The 17,270-nt window shown below is 68.7% G+C and carries 17 protein-coding genes; 5 read left to right on the top strand and 12 right to left on the bottom strand.

Annotation, left to right across the window (positions count from 1 at the left end; genetic code table 11):
* The first annotated feature begins 81 nt into the window (after positions 1 to 81).
* A complete protein-coding gene (locus AB0H75_RS45870) occupies positions 82 to 1,554 on the top strand; it encodes a histidine kinase N-terminal domain-containing protein (protein ID WP_367807533.1) in 1,473 nt (490 codons plus the stop codon).
* Positions 1,555 to 1,604: 50 nt separating this feature from the next.
* On the opposite strand, the gene AB0H75_RS45865 is transcribed toward AB0H75_RS45870, so the two are convergent.
* Together AB0H75_RS45865 and AB0H75_RS45860 are read right to left on the bottom strand one after the other, a co-directional pair.
* On the bottom strand, positions 1,605 to 1,859 hold the full coding sequence (locus AB0H75_RS45865) for a WhiB family transcriptional regulator (RefSeq protein WP_367807531.1): 255 nt from the start codon (positions 1,857 to 1,859) through the stop codon (positions 1,605 to 1,607).
* Positions 1,860 to 2,131: 272 nt separating this feature from the next.
* Positions 2,132 to 3,205: a diacylglycerol kinase family protein gene (locus tag AB0H75_RS45860; protein ID WP_367807529.1), complete on the bottom strand. Its 1,074-nt coding sequence runs from the start codon at positions 3,203 to 3,205 to the stop codon at positions 2,132 to 2,134.
* 64 nt (positions 3,206 to 3,269) lie between these two features.
* On the opposite strand from AB0H75_RS45860, the gene AB0H75_RS45855 reads away from it, so the two are divergent.
* Positions 3,270 to 3,665 (top strand): hypothetical protein, encoded by a 396-nt coding sequence (locus AB0H75_RS45855; protein ID WP_367807527.1) that lies wholly within the window; start codon positions 3,270 to 3,272, stop codon positions 3,663 to 3,665.
* Positions 3,666 to 3,754: 89 nt separating this feature from the next.
* Here the strand turns inward: AB0H75_RS45855 and AB0H75_RS45850 are convergent, their stop codons facing one another.
* The 3 genes from AB0H75_RS45850 to sodN all read right to left on the bottom strand — a co-directional run bounded on the left by AB0H75_RS45850 (position 3,755) and on the right by sodN (position 5,518).
* Complete coding sequence (locus tag AB0H75_RS45850; RefSeq protein ID WP_367807525.1) at positions 3,755 to 4,534, bottom strand: RNA polymerase sigma factor SigF; 780 nt, start codon at positions 4,532 to 4,534, stop codon at positions 3,755 to 3,757.
* A gap of 17 nt (positions 4,535 to 4,551) precedes the next feature.
* Complete coding sequence (locus tag AB0H75_RS45845) at positions 4,552 to 4,989, bottom strand: anti-sigma factor (RefSeq protein ID WP_367807523.1); 438 nt, start codon at positions 4,987 to 4,989, stop codon at positions 4,552 to 4,554.
* Between the two features lie 127 nt (positions 4,990 to 5,116).
* A complete protein-coding gene (gene sodN / locus AB0H75_RS45840; RefSeq protein WP_367807521.1) occupies positions 5,117 to 5,518 on the bottom strand; it encodes a superoxide dismutase, Ni in 402 nt (133 codons plus the stop codon).
* A gap of 88 nt (positions 5,519 to 5,606) precedes the next feature.
* On the opposite strand from sodN, the gene AB0H75_RS45835 reads away from it, so the two are divergent.
* Complete coding sequence (locus AB0H75_RS45835) at positions 5,607 to 5,903, top strand: S24 family peptidase (RefSeq protein ID WP_367807519.1); 297 nt, start codon at positions 5,607 to 5,609, stop codon at positions 5,901 to 5,903.
* A 54-nt stretch (positions 5,904 to 5,957) separates the two neighbouring features.
* On the opposite strand, the gene AB0H75_RS45830 is transcribed toward AB0H75_RS45835, so the two are convergent.
* The 4 genes from AB0H75_RS45830 to AB0H75_RS45815 are packed head-to-tail and all read right to left on the bottom strand — an operon-like array spanning position 5,958 to position 8,880.
* A complete protein-coding gene (locus AB0H75_RS45830; protein WP_367807517.1) occupies positions 5,958 to 6,383 on the bottom strand; it encodes a CGNR zinc finger domain-containing protein in 426 nt (141 codons plus the stop codon).
* A gap of 59 nt (positions 6,384 to 6,442) precedes the next feature.
* The gene (locus AB0H75_RS45825) at positions 6,443 to 7,186 is read right to left on the bottom strand and encodes an amino acid ABC transporter ATP-binding protein (protein WP_367807515.1); all 744 of its coding nucleotides are present in this window, start codon (positions 7,184 to 7,186) and stop codon (positions 6,443 to 6,445) included.
* Positions 7,183 to 8,010 (bottom strand): amino acid ABC transporter permease, encoded by an 828-nt coding sequence (locus AB0H75_RS45820; RefSeq protein ID WP_367807513.1) that lies wholly within the window; start codon positions 8,008 to 8,010, stop codon positions 7,183 to 7,185. Before AB0H75_RS45820 ends, AB0H75_RS45825 begins: the two co-directional genes overlap by 4 nt.
* A gap of 3 nt (positions 8,011 to 8,013) precedes the next feature.
* Positions 8,014 to 8,880 carry an ABC transporter substrate-binding protein gene (locus AB0H75_RS45815; RefSeq protein ID WP_367807511.1) on the bottom strand — a complete coding sequence of 289 codons (867 nt, stop codon included), beginning with the start codon at positions 8,878 to 8,880 and terminating at the stop codon, positions 8,014 to 8,016.
* A gap of 306 nt (positions 8,881 to 9,186) precedes the next feature.
* Here AB0H75_RS45815 and AB0H75_RS45810 point away from each other — a divergent pair, with 306 nt between their 5' ends.
* The gene (locus AB0H75_RS45810) at positions 9,187 to 10,386 is read left to right on the top strand and encodes an NADP-dependent malic enzyme (RefSeq protein ID WP_367807509.1); all 1,200 of its coding nucleotides are present in this window, start codon (positions 9,187 to 9,189) and stop codon (positions 10,384 to 10,386) included.
* Between the two features lie 280 nt (positions 10,387 to 10,666).
* Positions 10,667 to 12,028, top strand: coding sequence for a hypothetical protein (locus AB0H75_RS45805; protein WP_367807507.1), 1,362 nt, complete (start codon positions 10,667 to 10,669; stop codon positions 12,026 to 12,028).
* 56 nt (positions 12,029 to 12,084) lie between these two features.
* Here the strand turns inward: AB0H75_RS45805 and AB0H75_RS45800 are convergent, their stop codons facing one another.
* The 3 genes from AB0H75_RS45800 to AB0H75_RS45790 all read right to left on the bottom strand — a co-directional run bounded on the left by AB0H75_RS45800 (position 12,085) and on the right by AB0H75_RS45790 (position 17,186).
* Positions 12,085 to 13,578, bottom strand: a complete 1,494-nt coding sequence (locus tag AB0H75_RS45800) for a serine protease (protein ID WP_367807505.1) — start codon at positions 13,576 to 13,578, stop codon at positions 12,085 to 12,087.
* Between the two features lie 182 nt (positions 13,579 to 13,760).
* A complete protein-coding gene (locus tag AB0H75_RS45795; protein ID WP_367807503.1) occupies positions 13,761 to 15,260 on the bottom strand; it encodes a hypothetical protein in 1,500 nt (499 codons plus the stop codon).
* Positions 15,261 to 15,683: 423 nt separating this feature from the next.
* Positions 15,684 to 17,186: a serine protease gene (locus tag AB0H75_RS45790; protein ID WP_367807501.1), complete on the bottom strand. Its 1,503-nt coding sequence runs from the start codon at positions 17,184 to 17,186 to the stop codon at positions 15,684 to 15,686.
* Positions 17,187 to 17,270: the final 84 nt, after the last annotated feature.

Raw genomic sequence — 17,270 nt, 5'->3', positions numbered from 1 at the left:
CCGCCCACATGCCCGCGAAGGCGTACATGCCGCCAGGACGCCGGTTTGGCCGTGGAGGGGGAAAGCCCGCATGATGCACTCGTGCCGACTCTCAGCGACCTCGTCGTCCGCCACACCGCTCTCGACGAGGCGGATCTCGACTGGCTGCACTCGCTGGTCTCCGACTGGCAGCTGCTGGCCGACCTGTCCTTCGCCGACCTCATCCTGTGGGCGCCCCTGCTGGGAGGCAACGGCTGGATCGCGATCGCCCAGATGCGCCCCACCACCGGCCCCACCGTCTACCACGACGACATCGTCGGCAGCGTGGCGGCCAGGGGCGAGCGCCAGCTCATCGACACCGCCTGGAACGAGCGGCGCATCTGCCGCGAGGGCGACCCCGACTGGTCCACGGGCGTTCCGGTCAGGGAGGAGACGATCCCGGTCCGGCGCGCGGTCGAGGGCGGCGAGGGCCGCTTCCTGGCGGTCATCCAGCGCTCCACCAACCTGTCGTCGGCCCGCACGCCCTCCCGTCTGGAGCTGACCTACCTGCAGAGCGCCTCCGACCTGGCGCAGATGGTGGCCGAGGGCCGCTTCCCGTTCTCGGGGGAGGAGCCGATCCTGGTGCGCTCGCCACGTGTCGGCGACGGCCTGCTGCGCCTCGACCGGGCCGGGCGCGTCACCTATGCCTCCCCCAACGCCCTGTCCGCCTACCGCCGCCTCGGCCTGCACGCCGACCTGGTCGGCGCCGAGCTGGGCCGGGTCACCGCCGCGCTGTGCTACTCCGACGAGCCGATCAACGAAGACCTCATGATCGTGGCCAGCGGGCGGGCGGCCAAGGAGACCGAGGTCGAGTCCGGCGGCACGATCGTGCAGCTCAGGGCCATTCCGCTGATCGTCGGCGGCGGCCGCATCGGCGCGCTGGTGCTCATCAGGGACGTCACCGAGCTGCGGCGGCGCGAGCGCGAGCTGATGACCAAGGACGCCACGATCCGTGAGATCCATCACCGGGTGAAGAACAACCTGCAGACGGTGGCCGCCCTGCTCCGCCTCCAGGCGCGCCGCCTGCAGGTCCCGGAGGGCCGGGAGGCGCTGGAGGAGGCCGTGCGCCGGGTGGGGTCGATCGCCATCGTGCACGAGACGCTGTCGCACGCGCCCGAGGAGATCGTCGACTTCGACGAGATCGCCGACCGGGTGATCGCGATGGCGGGGGAGGTGTCGGCGCCGGAGGCGGCGGTGACGCCGCGCAAGGTCGGCGCGTTCGGGACGCTGCCCTCGCTGATCGCCACGCCGCTGGCCATGGCGCTGACCGAGCTGTTGCAGAACGCGTTGCAGCACGGCCGCCCCCAGCGGCTGGAGGTGGTGGTGGAGCCGGCGCTCGACCGGCTCAACATCACCGTGTGGGACGACGGGCAGGGGTTGCCCGACGGGTTCGACCTCGACAGCAGCACCAGCCTGGGGCTGCAGATCGTCCGTACGCTGGTGGAGGGGGAGCTGTCGGGAAAGTTGTCCATACAGCCGCGTCCCGGAGGCGGCACCGAGGTCACGCTCTCGGTCCCGCGCCCACCGGCCGGATGAGGGTGGTGAGGCGAACGGTCAGGCAGATGATCCGATGGCCGGGTGGGCGGTCAGGCGGAGGCCCTGACGCGCGCGCGGGCGGTGCGGCGCTTGAGCGCGCGGCGCTCGTCCTCGCTCAGGCCGCCCCAGACGCCGGCGTCCTGGCCGGACTCCAGGGCCCACTTCAGGCAGGCATCGACGGCCGAGCAGGAACGGCAGACCTGCTTGGCCTCCTCGATCTGCATCAGGGCCGGGCCGGTGTTGCCGATCGGGAAGAACAGCTCGGGGTCCACGTCACGGCAGGCAGCTCGGTGGCGCCAGTCCATGCGTCCACTCCTTAGTAGATGGAGCCTCTGGTCGGCTCCGTGCGGCCACTACTTTGTGAAGAGTTTCACTAACTCCGGCGAACGAGGACCCGGATCCTGTAGAGGGCCGGGGTCGTCCGCCGGCAGCCGGAGGACCTGGGGGTCGTTAAAGGTCCTACGTTCCGACGTCAGTATGAGACTGTCAGCCACGCTGTGTGCACGCAAGGGGGTTGGCGGGAAGTTTTGGCCGTTATGGATGTCGGATGCGTCACACAATGACCGAATGTAACCGGCTAGACCAGAACTTGTAATGCGTTCGGGATAGCGCGGAACGTCACGGACTCGCGTTCGCCCAGGTAGTCACCGTCCAGCTGAAAGGCCACGGGACGGTCGGCGGTGAGCGTGAACTCGGCTTCGTCGTGCAGCTGGACGAGGTGTTTGCCGGAGGGGAGCACCTCACTCTCCGTGAGGATGTGCCGGATCAGCGGCGTGAGCGACGTCAGCCCCATGCGGCGCAGGCCCAGCAGGTCGAGGCCGGTCTCGAAGCTCGCCCACGGGGTGGGGCGCACCGGCTTGGCGCCGACGTACGTCCACGGCGAGGTGTTGGAGATGATCGCCATGAAGACGCCCTCGGCGGCTGGGATGCCGGGGCCGGTCAGGCGCATCGCGGCGTGCCGCTTGTCCGTGGCCAGATAGTGCCGTAGAGCCATGTTCACATACCGGGCAGGGGTAGCCTTCCTCCCGGTGCCCCGCAGGCCCTCCACGGCGCGTACAACCTCGGCGTCGTATCCCATGCCGGCGCAGAAGGTGAAGTAGCGGCTCTCCCCCTCCCACAGGGCCCGGCCCAGGCCCACGGTGCGGCGGCGGCCCTCCCGCAGCGCCTCCAGCACGGCGCCGGTGGCCTCGACCGGGTCGTTGGGCAGGCCGAGGGCGCGGGCGAAGACGTTCGCGCTGCCGCCGGGGATGACGATGAGCGCCGGACGGCCGCGGCTCGGATCGGCCACGAGGTCGGCCGCGGGGCCGGTCGCGGGGCCGGTCGCGGGGCCGATCGCGGGACCAGACGTGGGGCCGGTCGGGGCGCCGGGCGCGGGGTCTGCGGCGAGCGGGGCCGTGACGGGCGGGCCCTCGCCGTTGACCGGGTTGAGCAGGCCGTTGACGGTCTCGTTGATGGTGCCGTCGCCGCCGAGCACGGCCACCACGTCGTAGCCCTTGGCGCGCGCGGTCGCGGCCAGCCGGGCGGCGTGCCCCCGGTAGCGGGTCTCCTCGACGGCCAGCTCCACGGCCGCGCCGAGCGCGCGGATCAGCACGTTCCTGGTCCGGGCGTTCGTCGTCGTGGCCTTGGGATTGACCAGCAGCATCGCGCGCATGCCGCCAGCGTAGCCCGTGATCGCGGGCGGCTCTCGGATACGTCCGGGGAGGTAGGGTACGGGCGTGAACCGTCGTCCGCTCACCCTTGTGATCGCCGCCGTCGTCGTCAGCCTGGAGGGGTTGATCGCTCTCGGTCTGGGCGTCTTCGTCGCGGTCGCCACCCTGACCGGCCGGCCCGCCGATCTGACGAGCGCGATCGCCGAGTCGGCGTTCGGGGTGCTGATCGGCGCCGGGCTGCTCTGGGTGGCGTGGGGCGGGCTGTTCAGGATGGAACGGTGGGGCCGCTCGCCGGGCGTGCTGACCCAGATCTTCCTGCTGCCGGTCTCCTTCACGCTGATCCAGTCGGACCTGCCGCAGCTCGGGATCCCGCTGATCCTGGCCGCTCTGGCCGGGCTGGGCGCGTTGCTGGCGCCCCCCACCACCCACGCGCTCTACGGCGACGAGCGGCGCACGGCCTAGCGGCGCACGGCCCAGCGGTCCGCCGCCGCCTCCGGTGAGCCCCGGCCGCCGGCCCTCGGCCGCCGGCCCCGGCTGTCAGTCCCCGGCTGTCAGTCCTCGGCCGTCAGCCCCTCGCGCAGCTGCGCCAGCGTGCGGGCGAGCAGGCGGGAGACGTGCATCTGCGAGATGCCGAGCTCGGTGGCGATCTGCGACTGCGTCATGTTGCCGAAGAAGCGCAGCAGCAGGATGCGCTTCTCGCGCGGCGGTAGCCGCTCCAGCAGCGGCTTGAGCGACTCGCGGTACTCGACGCCCTCCAGCGACTCGTCCACGATGCCGAGCGAGTCGGACACCGCCGGGGCGTCGTCGTCGCCGGAGTCGGGCGCGTCGAGGGACACGGTCGAGTAGGCGTTGGCCGACTCCAGCCCCTCCAGCACCTCCTCCTCGGTCATCTTCAGGTAGGAGGCCAGCTCGGCGACCGTCGGGGCGCGGCCCTCGCGCTGCGACAGGTCGCTTATGGCCTTGGTCAGCGAGAGCTTCAGCTCCTGCAGGCGGCGCGGCACGCGGACCGCCCAGCCCTTGTCGCGGAAGTGCCGCTTGATCTCGCCGACGATGGTGGGCGTGGCGTAGGTGGAGAACTCCACGCCACGGCCCAGGTCGAAGCGATCGATGGACTTGATCAGACCGATGGTGGCGACCTGGGTCAGGTCGTCGAGCCACTCGCCCCTGTTGCGGAAGCGACGAGCCAGGTATTCGACCAGGGGGAGGTGAAGCTCGACCAGCTCGTCCCTGATGCGCTGGCGGCGCGGCTCCTCGGGGCCCAGCTCGGCCAGCTCCGCGAAGAGCTGGCGGGCGCGCACCCGGTCGGGCACGGCGTGTTCGCTGGTGGCCATGGCTCCAGTCCTTTCCGTCACGCCGGCCCCGCCGTGCTCTGGGCCGTGCCTCGGCGCTTACGGAGGACGATCGCCATGTGGTCGGTGCTGTCGGTCGTGGCGTCGACGTCGTCGGCCAGTGCGGTGAGCACCATCCAGGCGAAGTCGTCGCGCTTGGGCGCGGGGGTCCCGACCGTCACCACCTCGACCCTGACCTGCATCTCCTGCCCGGTCAGCTCGAACTCGGCGGTGAGGTCGGTGCCGGGCACCGCCTCGCTCAGCAGCATGGCACACGCCTCGTCGACCGCGATGCGCAGGTCTTCGATCTCGTCCAGCGTGAAGTCAAGCCGCGCCGCCAGCCCAGCGGTGGCCGTACGCAGCACAGACAGGTAGGCGCTCGCGGCGGGGAGCCGGATGCTCACCACGTCACGGATGCCCGCCACGCCTTCCGCGCGCGTCTCGGTTTCCTCGGTCACGTTCCTCCTCGCATATCCGACGCCAACTGCAACTTACCGCTCCGGAGAGGTGCTTGGACGAATCAGACTCGCCATCTACGGAAAAGGCTCTGCGCGGTAGGAACCGCGCAGAGCCTTATGTGCCGTTTCAGGCGGCCTTGGTCTCCCAGAAGATCTTGGAGATCTCGTCGATCTTCCCCAGCAGCTCGTCGGCCTTGGCCACGTCCATGCTGCCCTTGCCGCCGGCGGCGCCGGCGAGCTTGGTGGCTTCCCAGAAGAGCTGGTGGAGCTGGGGGTACTGCTCGAGGTGCTGCGGCTTGAAGTAGTCGGTCCAGAGCACCCACAGGTGGTGCTTGACCAGATCGGCGCGCTGCTCCTTGATGTGGATGGCGCGGGTCCGGAAGACCGGGTCCTCGTTGGCCGCGTACTTCTCCATGATCGCCTTGACCGACTCCGCCTCGATGCGGGCCTGGGCGGGGTCGTACACCCCGCACGGCAGGTCGCAGTGCGCCGAAGCGACATGCTTGGGTCGTAGCAGTCGTGCGAGCATCAGAAAGTCCTTCCCGGATGCTGAATCAGCTTGGTCCACAACCGACCTTACTCGGGTCCCGAAACCGGTGGAGTAGGGGGGAGAGCCCATGAGAGTGCGTGTCGAAGGCGATTCGATGCGGCCCGTGCTGGCGCCGGGCGACTGGCTCCTCGTACGCAGGAACGTCGCCGTGCGCCCAGGAGACCTCGTGGTCGCCCGGCTGCCGGACGACCCGGAGCGGCTCATCGTGAAACGGGCCCAGTGGCACGGCGTGGACGGATGGTGGCTGGAGAGCGACAACCAGCGGGCCAGCGGGCGGCGCGACAGCTGGGACTTCGGGCCGGTCCGCGACATCGTGGGCCGCGTCGTGCTGCGCTACTGGCCGCTGCTCAGGAGACGCTCATAGGCGGCCCGTCAGCGTCGGCCAGGCGGCCTCGTCGGCGCCCGTCAGGCGGCCTCGTCAGGACGCCTGCCTGCGGCGGGCGCGGTGGGCGGCCACGTTCGCCCGGCTGGCGCAGCGGGCCGAGCAGTAGCGGCGCGAGCGGTTGGAGGAGGTGTCGAGGAAGGCCCGGCCGCAGTGCGGCTCCCGGCAACGGCCCAGCCGGTCGGCGCCCAGCTCCGCCACCACCGCGGCCAGGCCCATCACCGCGGTGGCCGCCGGGTCCTCGGCCAGGTGCAGGTGCCAGGGGCGGCCGTCGTGGGCCGAGAGCTGGGGCCGTACGGGATAGCGCACGAGCAGGGCGTTGAGCCGCGCCACCACGGCCCGCTCGTCGCCGGCCGCGTCGAAGACCGCGGCCAGCTCCTGGCGCAGCCGGATCAGCTCGGGCGGCGGCGCGAGCTCGTTGACGAGCCGGACCGCCCACTCGGCGTAAGAGGTCAGGTCCATGCCGGAGTATTACACGTGCGGCGGGGTGCCGGAGCGCCCCGCCGCACGGCCGGCCCTGATCAGTCCTCGGGGTGCAGGACCCGCCGCAGGAACGTCTTGGTCCGCTCCTGAGAGGGGTCGCCGATCACCTGGGACGCCGGCCCCTCCTCGACGACCACGCCGCCGTCCATGAACACCACCCGGTCGGCCACCTCGCGCGCGAAGCCCATCTCGTGGGTGACCACGAGCATGGTCATGCCCTCCTCCGCCAGCTTGCGCATGACGGTGAGCACATCGCCGACCAGCTCGGGGTCGAGCGCCGAGGTGGGCTCGTCGAAGAGCATGAGGTCGGGGTTCATGGCCAGGGCGCGGGCGATGGCCACCCGCTGCTGCTGCCCGCCGGACAGCTGCCCGGGGTAGGAGTCGCACTTGTCGCCGACGCCGACCTTCTCCAGGTTCTCCCTGGCGACGATCTCGGCCTCCTTCGTGCTCCGCCTGAGCACGCGCCGCTGCGCGATCATGACGTTCTGCAGCGCGGTCATGTGCGGGAACAGGTTGAACTGCTGGAAGACCATGCCGATGCGGCGGCGTACCGCGTCGATGTCCACGTCGGGGTCGGTGACCTCGACGCCCTCCACGAAGACCTTGCCCTTGGTCGGCGTCTCCAGCAGGTTCACGCACCTGAGCAGCGTGGACTTGCCCGACCCCGAGGGGCCGATGACGCAGACCACCTGCCCGGGCTCGACGGTCAGGTCGATGCCCTTGAGCACCTCGTTGTCGCCGAAGGCCTTGTGCAGGCCCGCGATCTCGATGGCGTGCGTCATCGGCTCCTCCCCTTGCGCCCCTCCAGGCGGGAGGCGAGGTATCCCAGCGGGACGGTGACGATCAGGTACGTCACGCCCGCGACCATGATCGGTGTGGCGTTGGCGTACTGGGAGGCCAGGTCGTTGCCGAACTTGGCCAGCTCGACGTACTCGCCGGACACGCCGAGGAACAGCACCAGCGAGGAGTCCTTCAGCAGGGCCACGAACTGGTTGGTGGTCGGCGGGATGACCATCCTGATGGCCTGCGGGATGACCACGGTGACCTGGGCCCGGGTGGCGGACATGCCGAGCGACCTGGCCGCCTCCGTCTGCCCCTTGGGCACCGCCTGCAGGCCCGCGCGGAAGACCTCCGCCTGGTAGGCGGCGCCCACCAGTCCGAGACCGAGGATGCCCTGGCCGTAGGTGCCGAAGGGCACCTGGAAGCCGGGCAGCGCCAGCGGCAGGAAGGTGATCATCAGGAAGATCAGCAGCGCGGGGAGGCCGCGGAAGATCTCGATGTACACGATCGCGATCCACCGGTACGGCCGCACCTGCGACAGCCGCATGAGGGCCAGCAGCAGCCCCACCAGGAACGAGAAGACGAACCCGCCCACCGTGTAGACGATCGTGTTCCGCAGCGCGATGGTGAACAGGTCCGGCAACGCCTCCCTGGCCACCCCGGGCTTGGCGAAGTTCTGTGCCAGGCTGCCCCAGTCGGCGTACAGCACGAGGGCGACCAGCGCGAGGGCCAGCACGGCGTACTGGACGCCCCGGCTGATCCGCTGCTTCTTCCGCGGGCTGAGCCCGGCGCGGGCGGGCTCAGCCCTCTTCGGCAGGTCGGCCATGGATCAGCCCAGCTCGCCCGGCTTCTTGCCGAACCACTTCACGTAGATCTTCTCGTAGGTGCCGTCCTGCTTCGCCTTGGTGATCTCGTCGTTGATGGCCTTGAGCAGGACGGGGTCGGCGTCCTTCTTCAGGCCGATGCCGTACTGCTCGCCGGTGTCGAGGCTGCCGATCATCTCGAACTTGGCGGCGACCTCCGGCTTCTTCAGCCAGGTGAGCACGACGGGCAGGTCCTGGACGATCACGTCGGCCTGGCCGGCCTGCAGGGCCAGCAGCTCCTTGGCGGAGTCGGCGTACTCGGTGGGGTTGAGGCCCTGCTTCTTGACGTAGTCGAGGCCGGTGGTGCTGGCCTGGGCGCCGAGCTTGAGGTTCTTGGCCTTGATGTCGTCCAGCGTCTTCGCGCCGGTGCCCTTCTTGGCCATCAGCGCCTGGGTGGCGTCGAAGTAGGGCTCCGAGAAGGTGATGTTCTGCGCCCGCTCGGGGGTGATGGTCATGCCGGCGGCGGCGACGTCGCACTTGCCGGCGGACATGGCCGCACCGCTCTTGATCACCGCGAAGTCGATGTCCACGATGTTCTGGGTCACGCCCAGCTTCTTCGCGGCCAGGTCCACGATGTCGACGTCGAAACCGACGATCTTGCCGCTCGAGTCCTTGAACTGGAACGGCTCGTAGGGGATGTTGGTGCAGACCGTGAGCTTTCCGGGCTGCACCAGCTTCGCACCGGCGGCGGCGCCGGCCGAGGTGGCGCTCGCGCTGGTGGTGCCGGAGCCGCCCGAGCCGGTGTCGCTGCCGCACGCGGACAGCGTGAGGGCGGCGGTCAGGGCGAGCGCGCCGGCGGCGTAGCCACGGCGGCCCTTGGGGCTGAGGGCCATGTACGGCCTCCTAGGAAGTGAAAAGCCATAGAACTTTCGTTTTGTGCAGTTTAAATGGGGTTTTGCGGTCTTCCGTCATCGGGGGTTTAACGATGCGTCAACAGAACGGCCTCAAGTGACTCCCGGAGCCGATCTCATGAGATCGACTCCGACCACCGTCTCACGATGTGGCACTATGGGGTGACGGGTGACCCCCGAACCCCCCTCAGTGATGACCGCCGAGGGGATCCTGGCAGCTACCGAAGCCAGCCCTCTCGCGCTCGTCCGCCGAAGGTTCTTCCGCTTCCGATGACTACAGGGGTCGCTGTGGCTGCCACGCCGTCTTCCGCATCCTCCGCATCCGTCGAGACACTCGATCTCGATCCCGCCTTCGCGCTGCACCGCGGTGGCAAGATCGAAGTTCGCTCCACCATCCCCGTCCGCGACGCCGACGACCTGTCCCTCGCGTACACGCCGGGCGTCGCCCGGGTGTGCACCGCCATCGCCGAGACCCCCGCGCTCGCCCTCGACTACACCTGGGCCTCCCGGGTCGTCGCCGTGGTCTCCGACGGCACCGCCGTGCTCGGCCTGGGGGACATCGGCCCCGCGGCCGCCATGCCGGTCATGGAGGGCAAGGCGCTGCTGTTCAAGGAGTTCGCCGGGGTGGACGCCGTGCCCATCTGCCTCGACTGCACCGACGTGGACGCCCTCGTCGAGACCGTCGCCCGCCTGGCGCCGTCGTTCGGCGGCGTCAACCTGGAGGACATCAGCGCGCCGCGCTGCTTCGAGGTCGAGGCCCGCCTGCGCGACCTGCTCGACATCCCCGTCTTCCACGACGACCAGCACGGCACCGCCATCGTGGTGCTCGCCGCGCTGCGGAACGCCGCCCGCCTGACCGGCCGCACCCTCGGCGACCTGCGCGCGGTCGTGGCCGGCGCGGGCGCCTCGGGCGTCGCGGTCACCCGCATCCTGCTGGAGGCCGGCATCGGCGACATCGCCGTCTCCGACTCCAAGGGCCTGCTCTACGAGGGCAGGGACGGCCTCCACCCGATCAAGCAGGCGCTGGCCCGCGACACCAACAAGGCCGGCCACACGGGCTCCACCGAGGAGGCCCTGGCCGGCGCGGACGTGTTCGTCGGCCTGTCCGGCTCGACGGTCACCGAGCAGGCCATCGCCTCCATGGCGAAGGACGCCATCGTCTTCGCCCTGTCCAACCCGACCCCCGAGGTCCACCCCGAGGTCGCCGCCCGGCACGCCGCGGTCGTCGCCACCGGCCGCTCGGACTTCCCCAACCAGATCAACAACGTGCTGGCCTTCCCCGGCGTCTTCCGCGGGGCCCTCGACGTGCGGGCGAGCACGATCACCGAGAACATGAAGGTGGCCGCGGCCGACGCGCTGGCCGGGGTCGTCGGCGACGACCTCGCCGCGGCCTACGTCATCCCGAGCCCCTTCGACGAGCGCGTCGCGCCCGCCGTCACCGCCGCGGTGGCCGCGCAGGCGCGCGCCGACGGCGTCGCCCGCGCCTGACACCCCGGGCATCGGCTCGGCCCCGGCCGGCGGCGGGGCGAGTGTTTCCAGCTCGTTTCGCCGCTGGTCGGGGCGGTTTCTGAATACCCGGTCTGTTCTTGGGTAGATGCGGTATCCGTCCAGATCCGGTCGCCGTCAGCCTGCCCGCGCACAGAGCCGGCGGCGCAAGCTTCAGTATTTTAGGCAACCTTTGTGAACTGCCCCTAATCCTTTACTCAAGGTGCTATAACAGTAGCTCTCTGTAATGATGTGGGCACCGGCTCCCGTGACGAGGAGAGCGATGGAACGCGAGCCCAATCGGCTGCTGCAGCAGCTCATCGCGGAGGCGGGGTTCTCCCACAAGGGATTGGCCAGGCGCCTCAACGACCTGGGCGCCGCTCGCGGCACCCCTGGTCTGAAGTACGACCACAGTTCGGTGTTGCGCTGGATCGGAGGCCAGCGCCCGAGGGACCCGGTCCCCGGACTGCTCACGGAGATCTTCGCGATGCGTCTGGGCAGGCCGGTGACGTCGGAGGATCTCGGCATGCCGGCCGTCATCACACCCCTCGATCTCGGGCAGGAGTTCACGCACAGCTGGCAGGAGGGGATCTCGACCGTGACCGCGCTGTGGCGGGCCGACGTGGAGAGACGAAGGTTCCTGATCGACTCGACATTCGCCATCGGGGCAGGCTCCGTCGGGGCCGTACGATGGCTGACAGCCTCGCCCGAGAAGCACCCGACCGGCGACGGGACCCGGCGCGTGGGCCGCGCCGAGATCGCCGCCATCCATGAGGTCACCCGGTCCTTCGGGGAGCTCGACAACCGCTTCGGCAGCGGCCGGGTCCGCTCGTCCGTCGTCAAATACCTCGACACGGCCGTCGCGCCGCTGCTCAAGGACGGCTCGTACGACGAGACCACCGGCCGGCAGCTCGCCGCGGCGGCCGCCGAGCTGACCCGCCTGGCCGGCTGGATGGCCTACGACATGGAGCAGCACGGCCTGGCCCAGCGCTACCTCATCCAGGCGCTCCGCCTGGCCAGGGGCGCCGGCGACCAGACCCTCGGCGGCGAGATCCTGGCCGGCATGGCCCACCAGGCCATCTACATGGGGCAGCCCGACCACGCGCTCGACCTGGCGCGGGCGGCCCAGCTCGCGGCCCGCGGCGCCGGCGTCGACACCCTCCTGGCCTCCGCGCAGGTCCTGGAGGCCCACGCGCACGCGCTGCGGGGCGACCCCCGCTCCTGCGGCGCCTCGCTCAACGAGGCCGAGCGCTCCTTCGGCGCCCGCAGGCCCGCCGACGAGCCCACGTGGCTCAGCTACTTCGACGAGGCCTACCTGTCGGCCAAGTTCGCCCACTGCTTCCGCGACCTCGGCGACGGCGCGCGGGCCGTCCACCACGCGCGCCGCTCGCTCGACATGGACTCCCGGTACGTGCGCGGGCGCATGTTCAACCTCTCCCTGCTGGCGGCCGGGCTCCTGCAGTGCGGGGAGCTGGAGGAGGCCTGTGTGGCCGCCACCGGCGCCCTGTCGCTGGCCGGGGAGCTGCAGTCCGCCCGGTCCCGGTCGTACGCCACCGATCTGCGGCGGCGGCTGGAGCCCTACAAGCACGAGCGGCCGGTGACGGCGCTGCGCGAGCGTACGCGGGCGCTGCTCACCGCCGTCTGAGACGGCGGACGGCCCGGAGCGTCTCCCCGCTCCGGGCCGTCCGCCGTGCTCGTCTCCTACTGCAGCAGCTCGCCCTTCGGGCTCACGATCGCCCTCGTCTCGGCGTAGCTCGCCTTGTTGTAGACGTCGGCGGTCTCGCCGTCGAAGTACGCGGAGCTGATGAAGTCGATCCGGTTGTTGCCGTCCTGGTCGGCGAAGGTGCTCGTCACGCCGTTGACGTAACCGGTGCGCTTGTTGTTGTCGTACTTGATCAGCCAGGGGCCGCCGTCGGCGCCGGGCGTCATCGAGCACTTCAGCACCTGGTGGGTCTCCGCCTTGAAGGTGTTGACCTGGTAGGTCTTCGTGGCGGTCTTGCCCATGCAGTACTTCGGCGTCAGGCCGGTGTAGGGCTTGTCGCCGTCGGGGTGCGGGGCGCTCGGGTAGCCGAAGACCGTGACCCGCTGGCCCATCGGCTGGTTCCAGGAGAAGCCCTGACCGCCGACGACGTCACCGAGGCGGCCGAGGTCCTTGGCGACGCCGAGGATGTAGTGGCCCTCGAAGTACTTGCGGGACGTGCCGGGCTTCACCCACTTCTGCGTGTAGTAGTGGGTGATGGTGTAATTGCCGGCCTTGTCGGGCCCGGTGCCCTTGTCGCCAGGCCCCCGGTACTCGTCCCACTGCTTCTTGGAGACCTGCTCGACGACCGGCTCGCCGAACTTGAAGCCCTGGCCCTTGCCGATCCTGGCGTCCTGGTAGACCTTCTTGGCGACCTCGACCTTCTCCAGGACCGCGCCGGGGTAGTCGGGGCCGACCAGGTCGGCGGGCTTGTCCTCGCCCTCGGACCAGCACTCGCCGAGGTTGAGCTGGCACTTGAGGAACTCGTCCTTGGTGATCTCCTGCGGCTTGATCCACTTGTCGCCGAGCCACGCCTTGTACTCGTCGTACGAGACTTCCTTCTCGCCGGCCAGGGAGATGCCGTTGTGGACGGCCACGAAGGCGTAGTCGCCGTCGTAGTCGTCGTAGGTGTCGAGGTCGTAGGCGGTGAAGGCGTAGGCGCCCACGTAGATGCCCCACGGAGCCTTGCCCTGGTAGTAGCCGGGGACGAAGACCCACTTGCGGAAGACGTCCTTGCCGTGCTCGTAGACGCAGTGGCCGGCGGTGACGACGAGGTTGCGGTGGCGGGACTGGATGGAGGTGGCCGAGCACCAGCGGTACTTGCCGGAGCGGTCGATGAAGAAGACCTTGCCGAGCGTCTTGGGCAGGTTGACGTTCTTCACCTTGGTGGCGGCCGCGACGGAGCCCGTGGGGGCGGTCAGGCCCGGCTTGCCGTCGTCGGGGGTCTTGCTCTGGGCGCCCACGAGCTTGGGCACCTCTTTGAAGTCCCAGTGGTACTGGGTGGCCTTGCGCAGGGCGGCGCCGTTGGCGTCGAGCCAGAAGTACGCGCTGCTGTAGGCGTCAGCGGGCTTCGGTGCGAGAGGGTCGGTGGCCCATTGGGGCTCCGCGGCGGCGGGGAAGGACAGCGCGGTCGCGGTCAGGCCGGCGGCGGCGAGGGGGATGAGCAGGCGCTTCAACGGGAGGCTCCACGGCGGTTGTCAAGAAACAGCGTAAGGACCCTATCGACCGGATGATCGTTGTGGTAGGGGGCCTTTTCGGATTTGTCTCTAGATAGGCCGAAGGGCCTGGCGAAAGCCAGGCCCTTCGGGTAAAGCAGGCGGTCTGAGGTTTGGACCCCCAGCTCCGAGGATGTCCAGAATTAGGACATCTTGCCGGACCACAGAGCAGCAGCAGCCTTGTAGACAGCGGCCGTCTCGCCGTCGAAGTACGACGAGAAGATCGTGTCGTAGCGGTTGTTGCTGTCCACGTCGCCGAACACCGCGGTGGTGACACCGTTGACGTAGCCGAGACGCTTGGCGTTGCTGTACTTGAGCAGCCACGGCGAGCCGTTGTAGCCGGGGGTGACGGCGCACTTCAGGGACACGAGCTCCTCGGCCTTGATGGCCGCGACCACGGTCCGCTTGGTGCTGGTCTTGTTGTAGCACCACTTCGGCGTGACACCCGTGTAGGGCTTGTTGCCGTCGGGGTGCTCGCCACCCGGGTACCCGAAGGTACGAACGTACTTGCCGGTCGGCTGGTTCCAGGCGAAGCCCTGACCGCCGACGTTGTCGCCCAGGCGACCCGCGTCCTTGACGAAGCCCTCGATGATGAAGAACTCGGTCTTGAAGAACTTGGTGTCGGTGCCGGGGACGCTCCACGCCTGCACGTAGTAGTGGACGATCACGTAGTTGCCGGCGCGGTCCTTGAACTTCTCGCCCGGACCGTTGTAACGCCGCCACTCGTGCTCGGACACCATCTCGGCGACGGGCTCGCCGAACTTGTAGCCCTCGCCCTTGCCGATCGGGGCCGCAGCGTACTTCTGCTTGCTGGTCTCGACCTTCTCGACCACGGCACCCGGGTAGTCCGGGCCAACCTTCTTGCCGCGCTCGCCGAACTTGACCCAGTAAGAGTCAGTCGAGGTGGGGTCGAGCTTGCCCTTGAGGAACTCCTCCTTGGAGATTTCGACGTCCTTGGCGTCCTTAAGACCCTGGTGGGCGTCGAACTCAGCCTTGGTGACCTTCTTCGCGGTGCCGCCACCCAGCGTGATGCCGTTGTAGACGGTGACGAACGCGTAGTCGCGGTCGTAGTCCTCGTAGGTGGCGAAGTCGTAGTGGGTGAAGGCCTGCTTACCCACGTAGATGCCCCAAGGAGCCTTGCCCTGGTAGTAACCCGGGACGAAGACCCACTTGTCGAGGACGTCACCGTTGGCGCCGGTCTGGTACACGCAGTGACCGGCGGTGGCGACCAGGTTGTGGTACTGCGACTGGATCGAGGTGGCGGAGCACCAGTACAGCTTGCCGTCGCGGCCCTCGAAGAACACCTTACCGATGGTCTTCGGCAGGTTCACGTTCTGGACCTTGACGGTGGCCTTCTTCTCCTCGCCGATCGGGGCGGTGGAGCCCGGCTTGGTGTCCGGGGTGTAGCCGCCCTTCTGGACGAGCTTGTCAACTTCCTTGTAGTCGTAGCGGTACACCTGCGCAGCGCGCAGAGCGGCACCGTTCGCCTTGAACCAGAAGTCGACGGTCTCGGCGACCTTGTTGTTCGGGGTCAGCGGCGCGTCGTCGACGACGCCCGAGGCGGAAGCCGTGCCGGCCAGACCAGCAGCCAGCAGACCGGTGGCCAGAATGGCGCCACCGGCGGGGAGGAGGATGCGCTTCAAGGTGACTCCTTGCGCTGTCGTGGAACGCCTCTTGCGTCCCATGCGTCAGTAAAGGGATAGCCAGGAACATACAGTGTCGATCTTGAACTCGGGTAGTCGCTTTGAAAGGAAAAGAGGCGACAAGTCGGTCGTGATCGTTCTGTGATGTTTAAGAAGCCGATGCGCAGGAGTGAGGGGAAGCGGCTCTTGCGGTCGTTTGCCCTGATCAACGTAAAGAAGTTGTTAGTGTGACTCTCGGGGTGGCAGTGCCGTCATGATCCGCCGCTCGCGCGAGATGTGACGCAGATCACATCGCCTTGATGGCACCGTCTGGGCGCGGCGTGCGTCCAAAGGGCTTCACTTCTGGGGCGGGAACGCAGAAGGGCCCGGCGGAAAGCCGGGCCCTTCGTGACGAACGGCTCAGGGCCGGTCGCGGTGCGTCACTCAGACGATCTTGCCGGACCAGCTGGCGGCCGCGGCCTTGTAGACCGTGTTCGTCTCACCGTCGAAGTACGGCGAGGAGATGTAGTCCACGCGGCCGTTGCCGTCCTGGTCGTTGAAGGTGCTGGTGACACCGTTGACGTAGCCGAGGCGCTTGGTGTTGCTGTACTTGTACAGCCACGGCCCGCCGTCGGCGCCCTCGGTCATGGCGCACTTGAGGGCGACGTGCTCCTCGATCTTCTTGGCGGCGGAACCGACCAGCTTCTTGGTGGTCTTGCCGTAGCACCACTTCGGCGTGACGCCGGTGTAGTTCTTGTTGCCGTCGGGGTGCGGCGCGGCCGGGTAGCCGAACACGCGCACGTACTTGCCGGTGGGCTGGTTCCAGGCGAAGCCCTGGCCGCCGACGTTGTCACCGAGGCGGCCGACGTCCTTCACCGCGCCCTCGATGATGTAGAACTCGGTCTTGTAGAACTTGGTGTCCGTGCCGGGCAGGCTCCACGACTGCACGTAGTAGTGCGTGATCGTGTAGTTGCCGTGGTTGTCCGACTTCTTCTCGCCGAGGCCCTTGTAGCGGTCGTAGTCCTGCTTGGAGACCTGCTCCGTGATGGGCTCACCGAACTTGTAGCCCTCGCCCTTGCCCACGCGGGCGCGGTAGTACTTGTCCTTGGTGGTCTCGATCTTCTCCACCACGGCGCCCGGGTAGTCCGGGCCGACCTTCTTGCTGTGCTCGCCGCGCTTGACCCAGTAGGAGTCCGTGGAGGTCGGGTCGAGCTTGGCCTTGCGGAACTCCTCCCGCGAGACCTCGACGTCCTTGGCGTCCTTGATGCCGGTGTGGGCGTCGAACTCCTTCTTGGTGACCTTCTTGGCGGTGCCGCCGCTCAGGGAGACACCGTTGTAGACGGTCACGAACGCGTAGTCGCGGTCGTAGTCCTCGTAGACGTCGAAGTCGTAGTGCGTGAAGGCCTGCTTACCGACGTAGATGCCCCAAGGAGCCTTGCCCTGGTAGTAACCCGGGACGAAGACCCACTTGGACAGGACGTCGGAGTTGGAGCCGGTGTCGTACACGCAGTGGCCGGCCGTGGCGACCAGGTTGCGGTACTTGGACTGGATCGAAGTGGCGGAGCACCACTTCTTCTCGCCCTTGCTGTTGACGAAGAACACCTTGCCGATGGTCTTCGGCATGTTGACGTTCTGCGTCTTGGTCGAGGTCTTCTTCTCCTCGCCGATCGGCGCGGTCGAGCCCGGCTTGGTGTCCGAGCTGTAGCCGCCCTTGGTCTGGAGCTTGGCGACGTCGGCCTTGTCCCAGACGTTGGACTCCTTCGCGGCCTTGAGGGCGGCACCGTTGTTCTCCGCCCAGAAGTCCGCGATCGCCTTGGCGTTGGCCGCGGTCGTGGCCATCGGGTCGGAGGCGGTCGTCGTGTCGGCCTGAGCCGACCCGGCGAGGCCGGCGGCCAGAAGGCCGGTGGCCATGAGGGTGCCACCGGCGGGAATGAGGATGCGCTTCAAGGGAACGTGCTCCTTGCTCTGTCGTGGGTCGCCACATGCGTCCCATGCGTCAGTAAAGGGATTGCAAGAAACATAGCCGGGTGA

The sequence above is a fragment of the Nonomuraea sp. NPDC050783 genome (genome assembly GCF_040802095.1).
GTDB lineage: Bacteria > Actinomycetota > Actinomycetes > Streptosporangiales > Streptosporangiaceae > Nonomuraea.
Note: the sequence above shows the minus strand (reverse complement) of the source record. Positions and strands in the feature narration are given on the sequence as shown.

Excerpts from the sequence above, each read along its gene's own strand:
- AB0H75_RS45865 (WP_367807531.1), bottom strand. The coding sequence starts at position 1,859 with ATGGACTGGCGCCACCGAGCTGCCTGCCGTGACGTGGACCCCGAGCTG.
- AB0H75_RS45860 (WP_367807529.1), bottom strand. The coding sequence starts at position 3,205 with ATGCGCGCGATGCTGCTGGTCAATCCCAAGGCCACGACGACGAACGCC.
- AB0H75_RS45850 (WP_367807525.1), bottom strand. The coding sequence starts at position 4,534 with ATGGCCACCAGCGAACACGCCGTGCCCGACCGGGTGCGCGCCCGCCAG.
- sodN (WP_367807521.1), bottom strand. The coding sequence starts at position 5,518 with ATGCTCGCACGACTGCTACGACCCAAGCATGTCGCTTCGGCGCACTGC.
- AB0H75_RS45835 (WP_367807519.1), top strand. The coding sequence starts at position 5,607 with ATGAGAGTGCGTGTCGAAGGCGATTCGATGCGGCCCGTGCTGGCGCCG.
- AB0H75_RS45830 (WP_367807517.1), bottom strand. The coding sequence starts at position 6,383 with ATGGACCTGACCTCTTACGCCGAGTGGGCGGTCCGGCTCGTCAACGAG.
- AB0H75_RS45825 (WP_367807515.1), bottom strand. The coding sequence starts at position 7,186 with ATGACGCACGCCATCGAGATCGCGGGCCTGCACAAGGCCTTCGGCGAC.
- AB0H75_RS45820 (WP_367807513.1), bottom strand. The coding sequence starts at position 8,010 with ATGGCCGACCTGCCGAAGAGGGCTGAGCCCGCCCGCGCCGGGCTCAGC.
- AB0H75_RS45815 (WP_367807511.1), bottom strand. The coding sequence starts at position 8,880 with ATGGCCCTCAGCCCCAAGGGCCGCCGTGGCTACGCCGCCGGCGCGCTC.
- AB0H75_RS45805 (WP_367807507.1), top strand. The coding sequence starts at position 10,667 with ATGGAACGCGAGCCCAATCGGCTGCTGCAGCAGCTCATCGCGGAGGCG.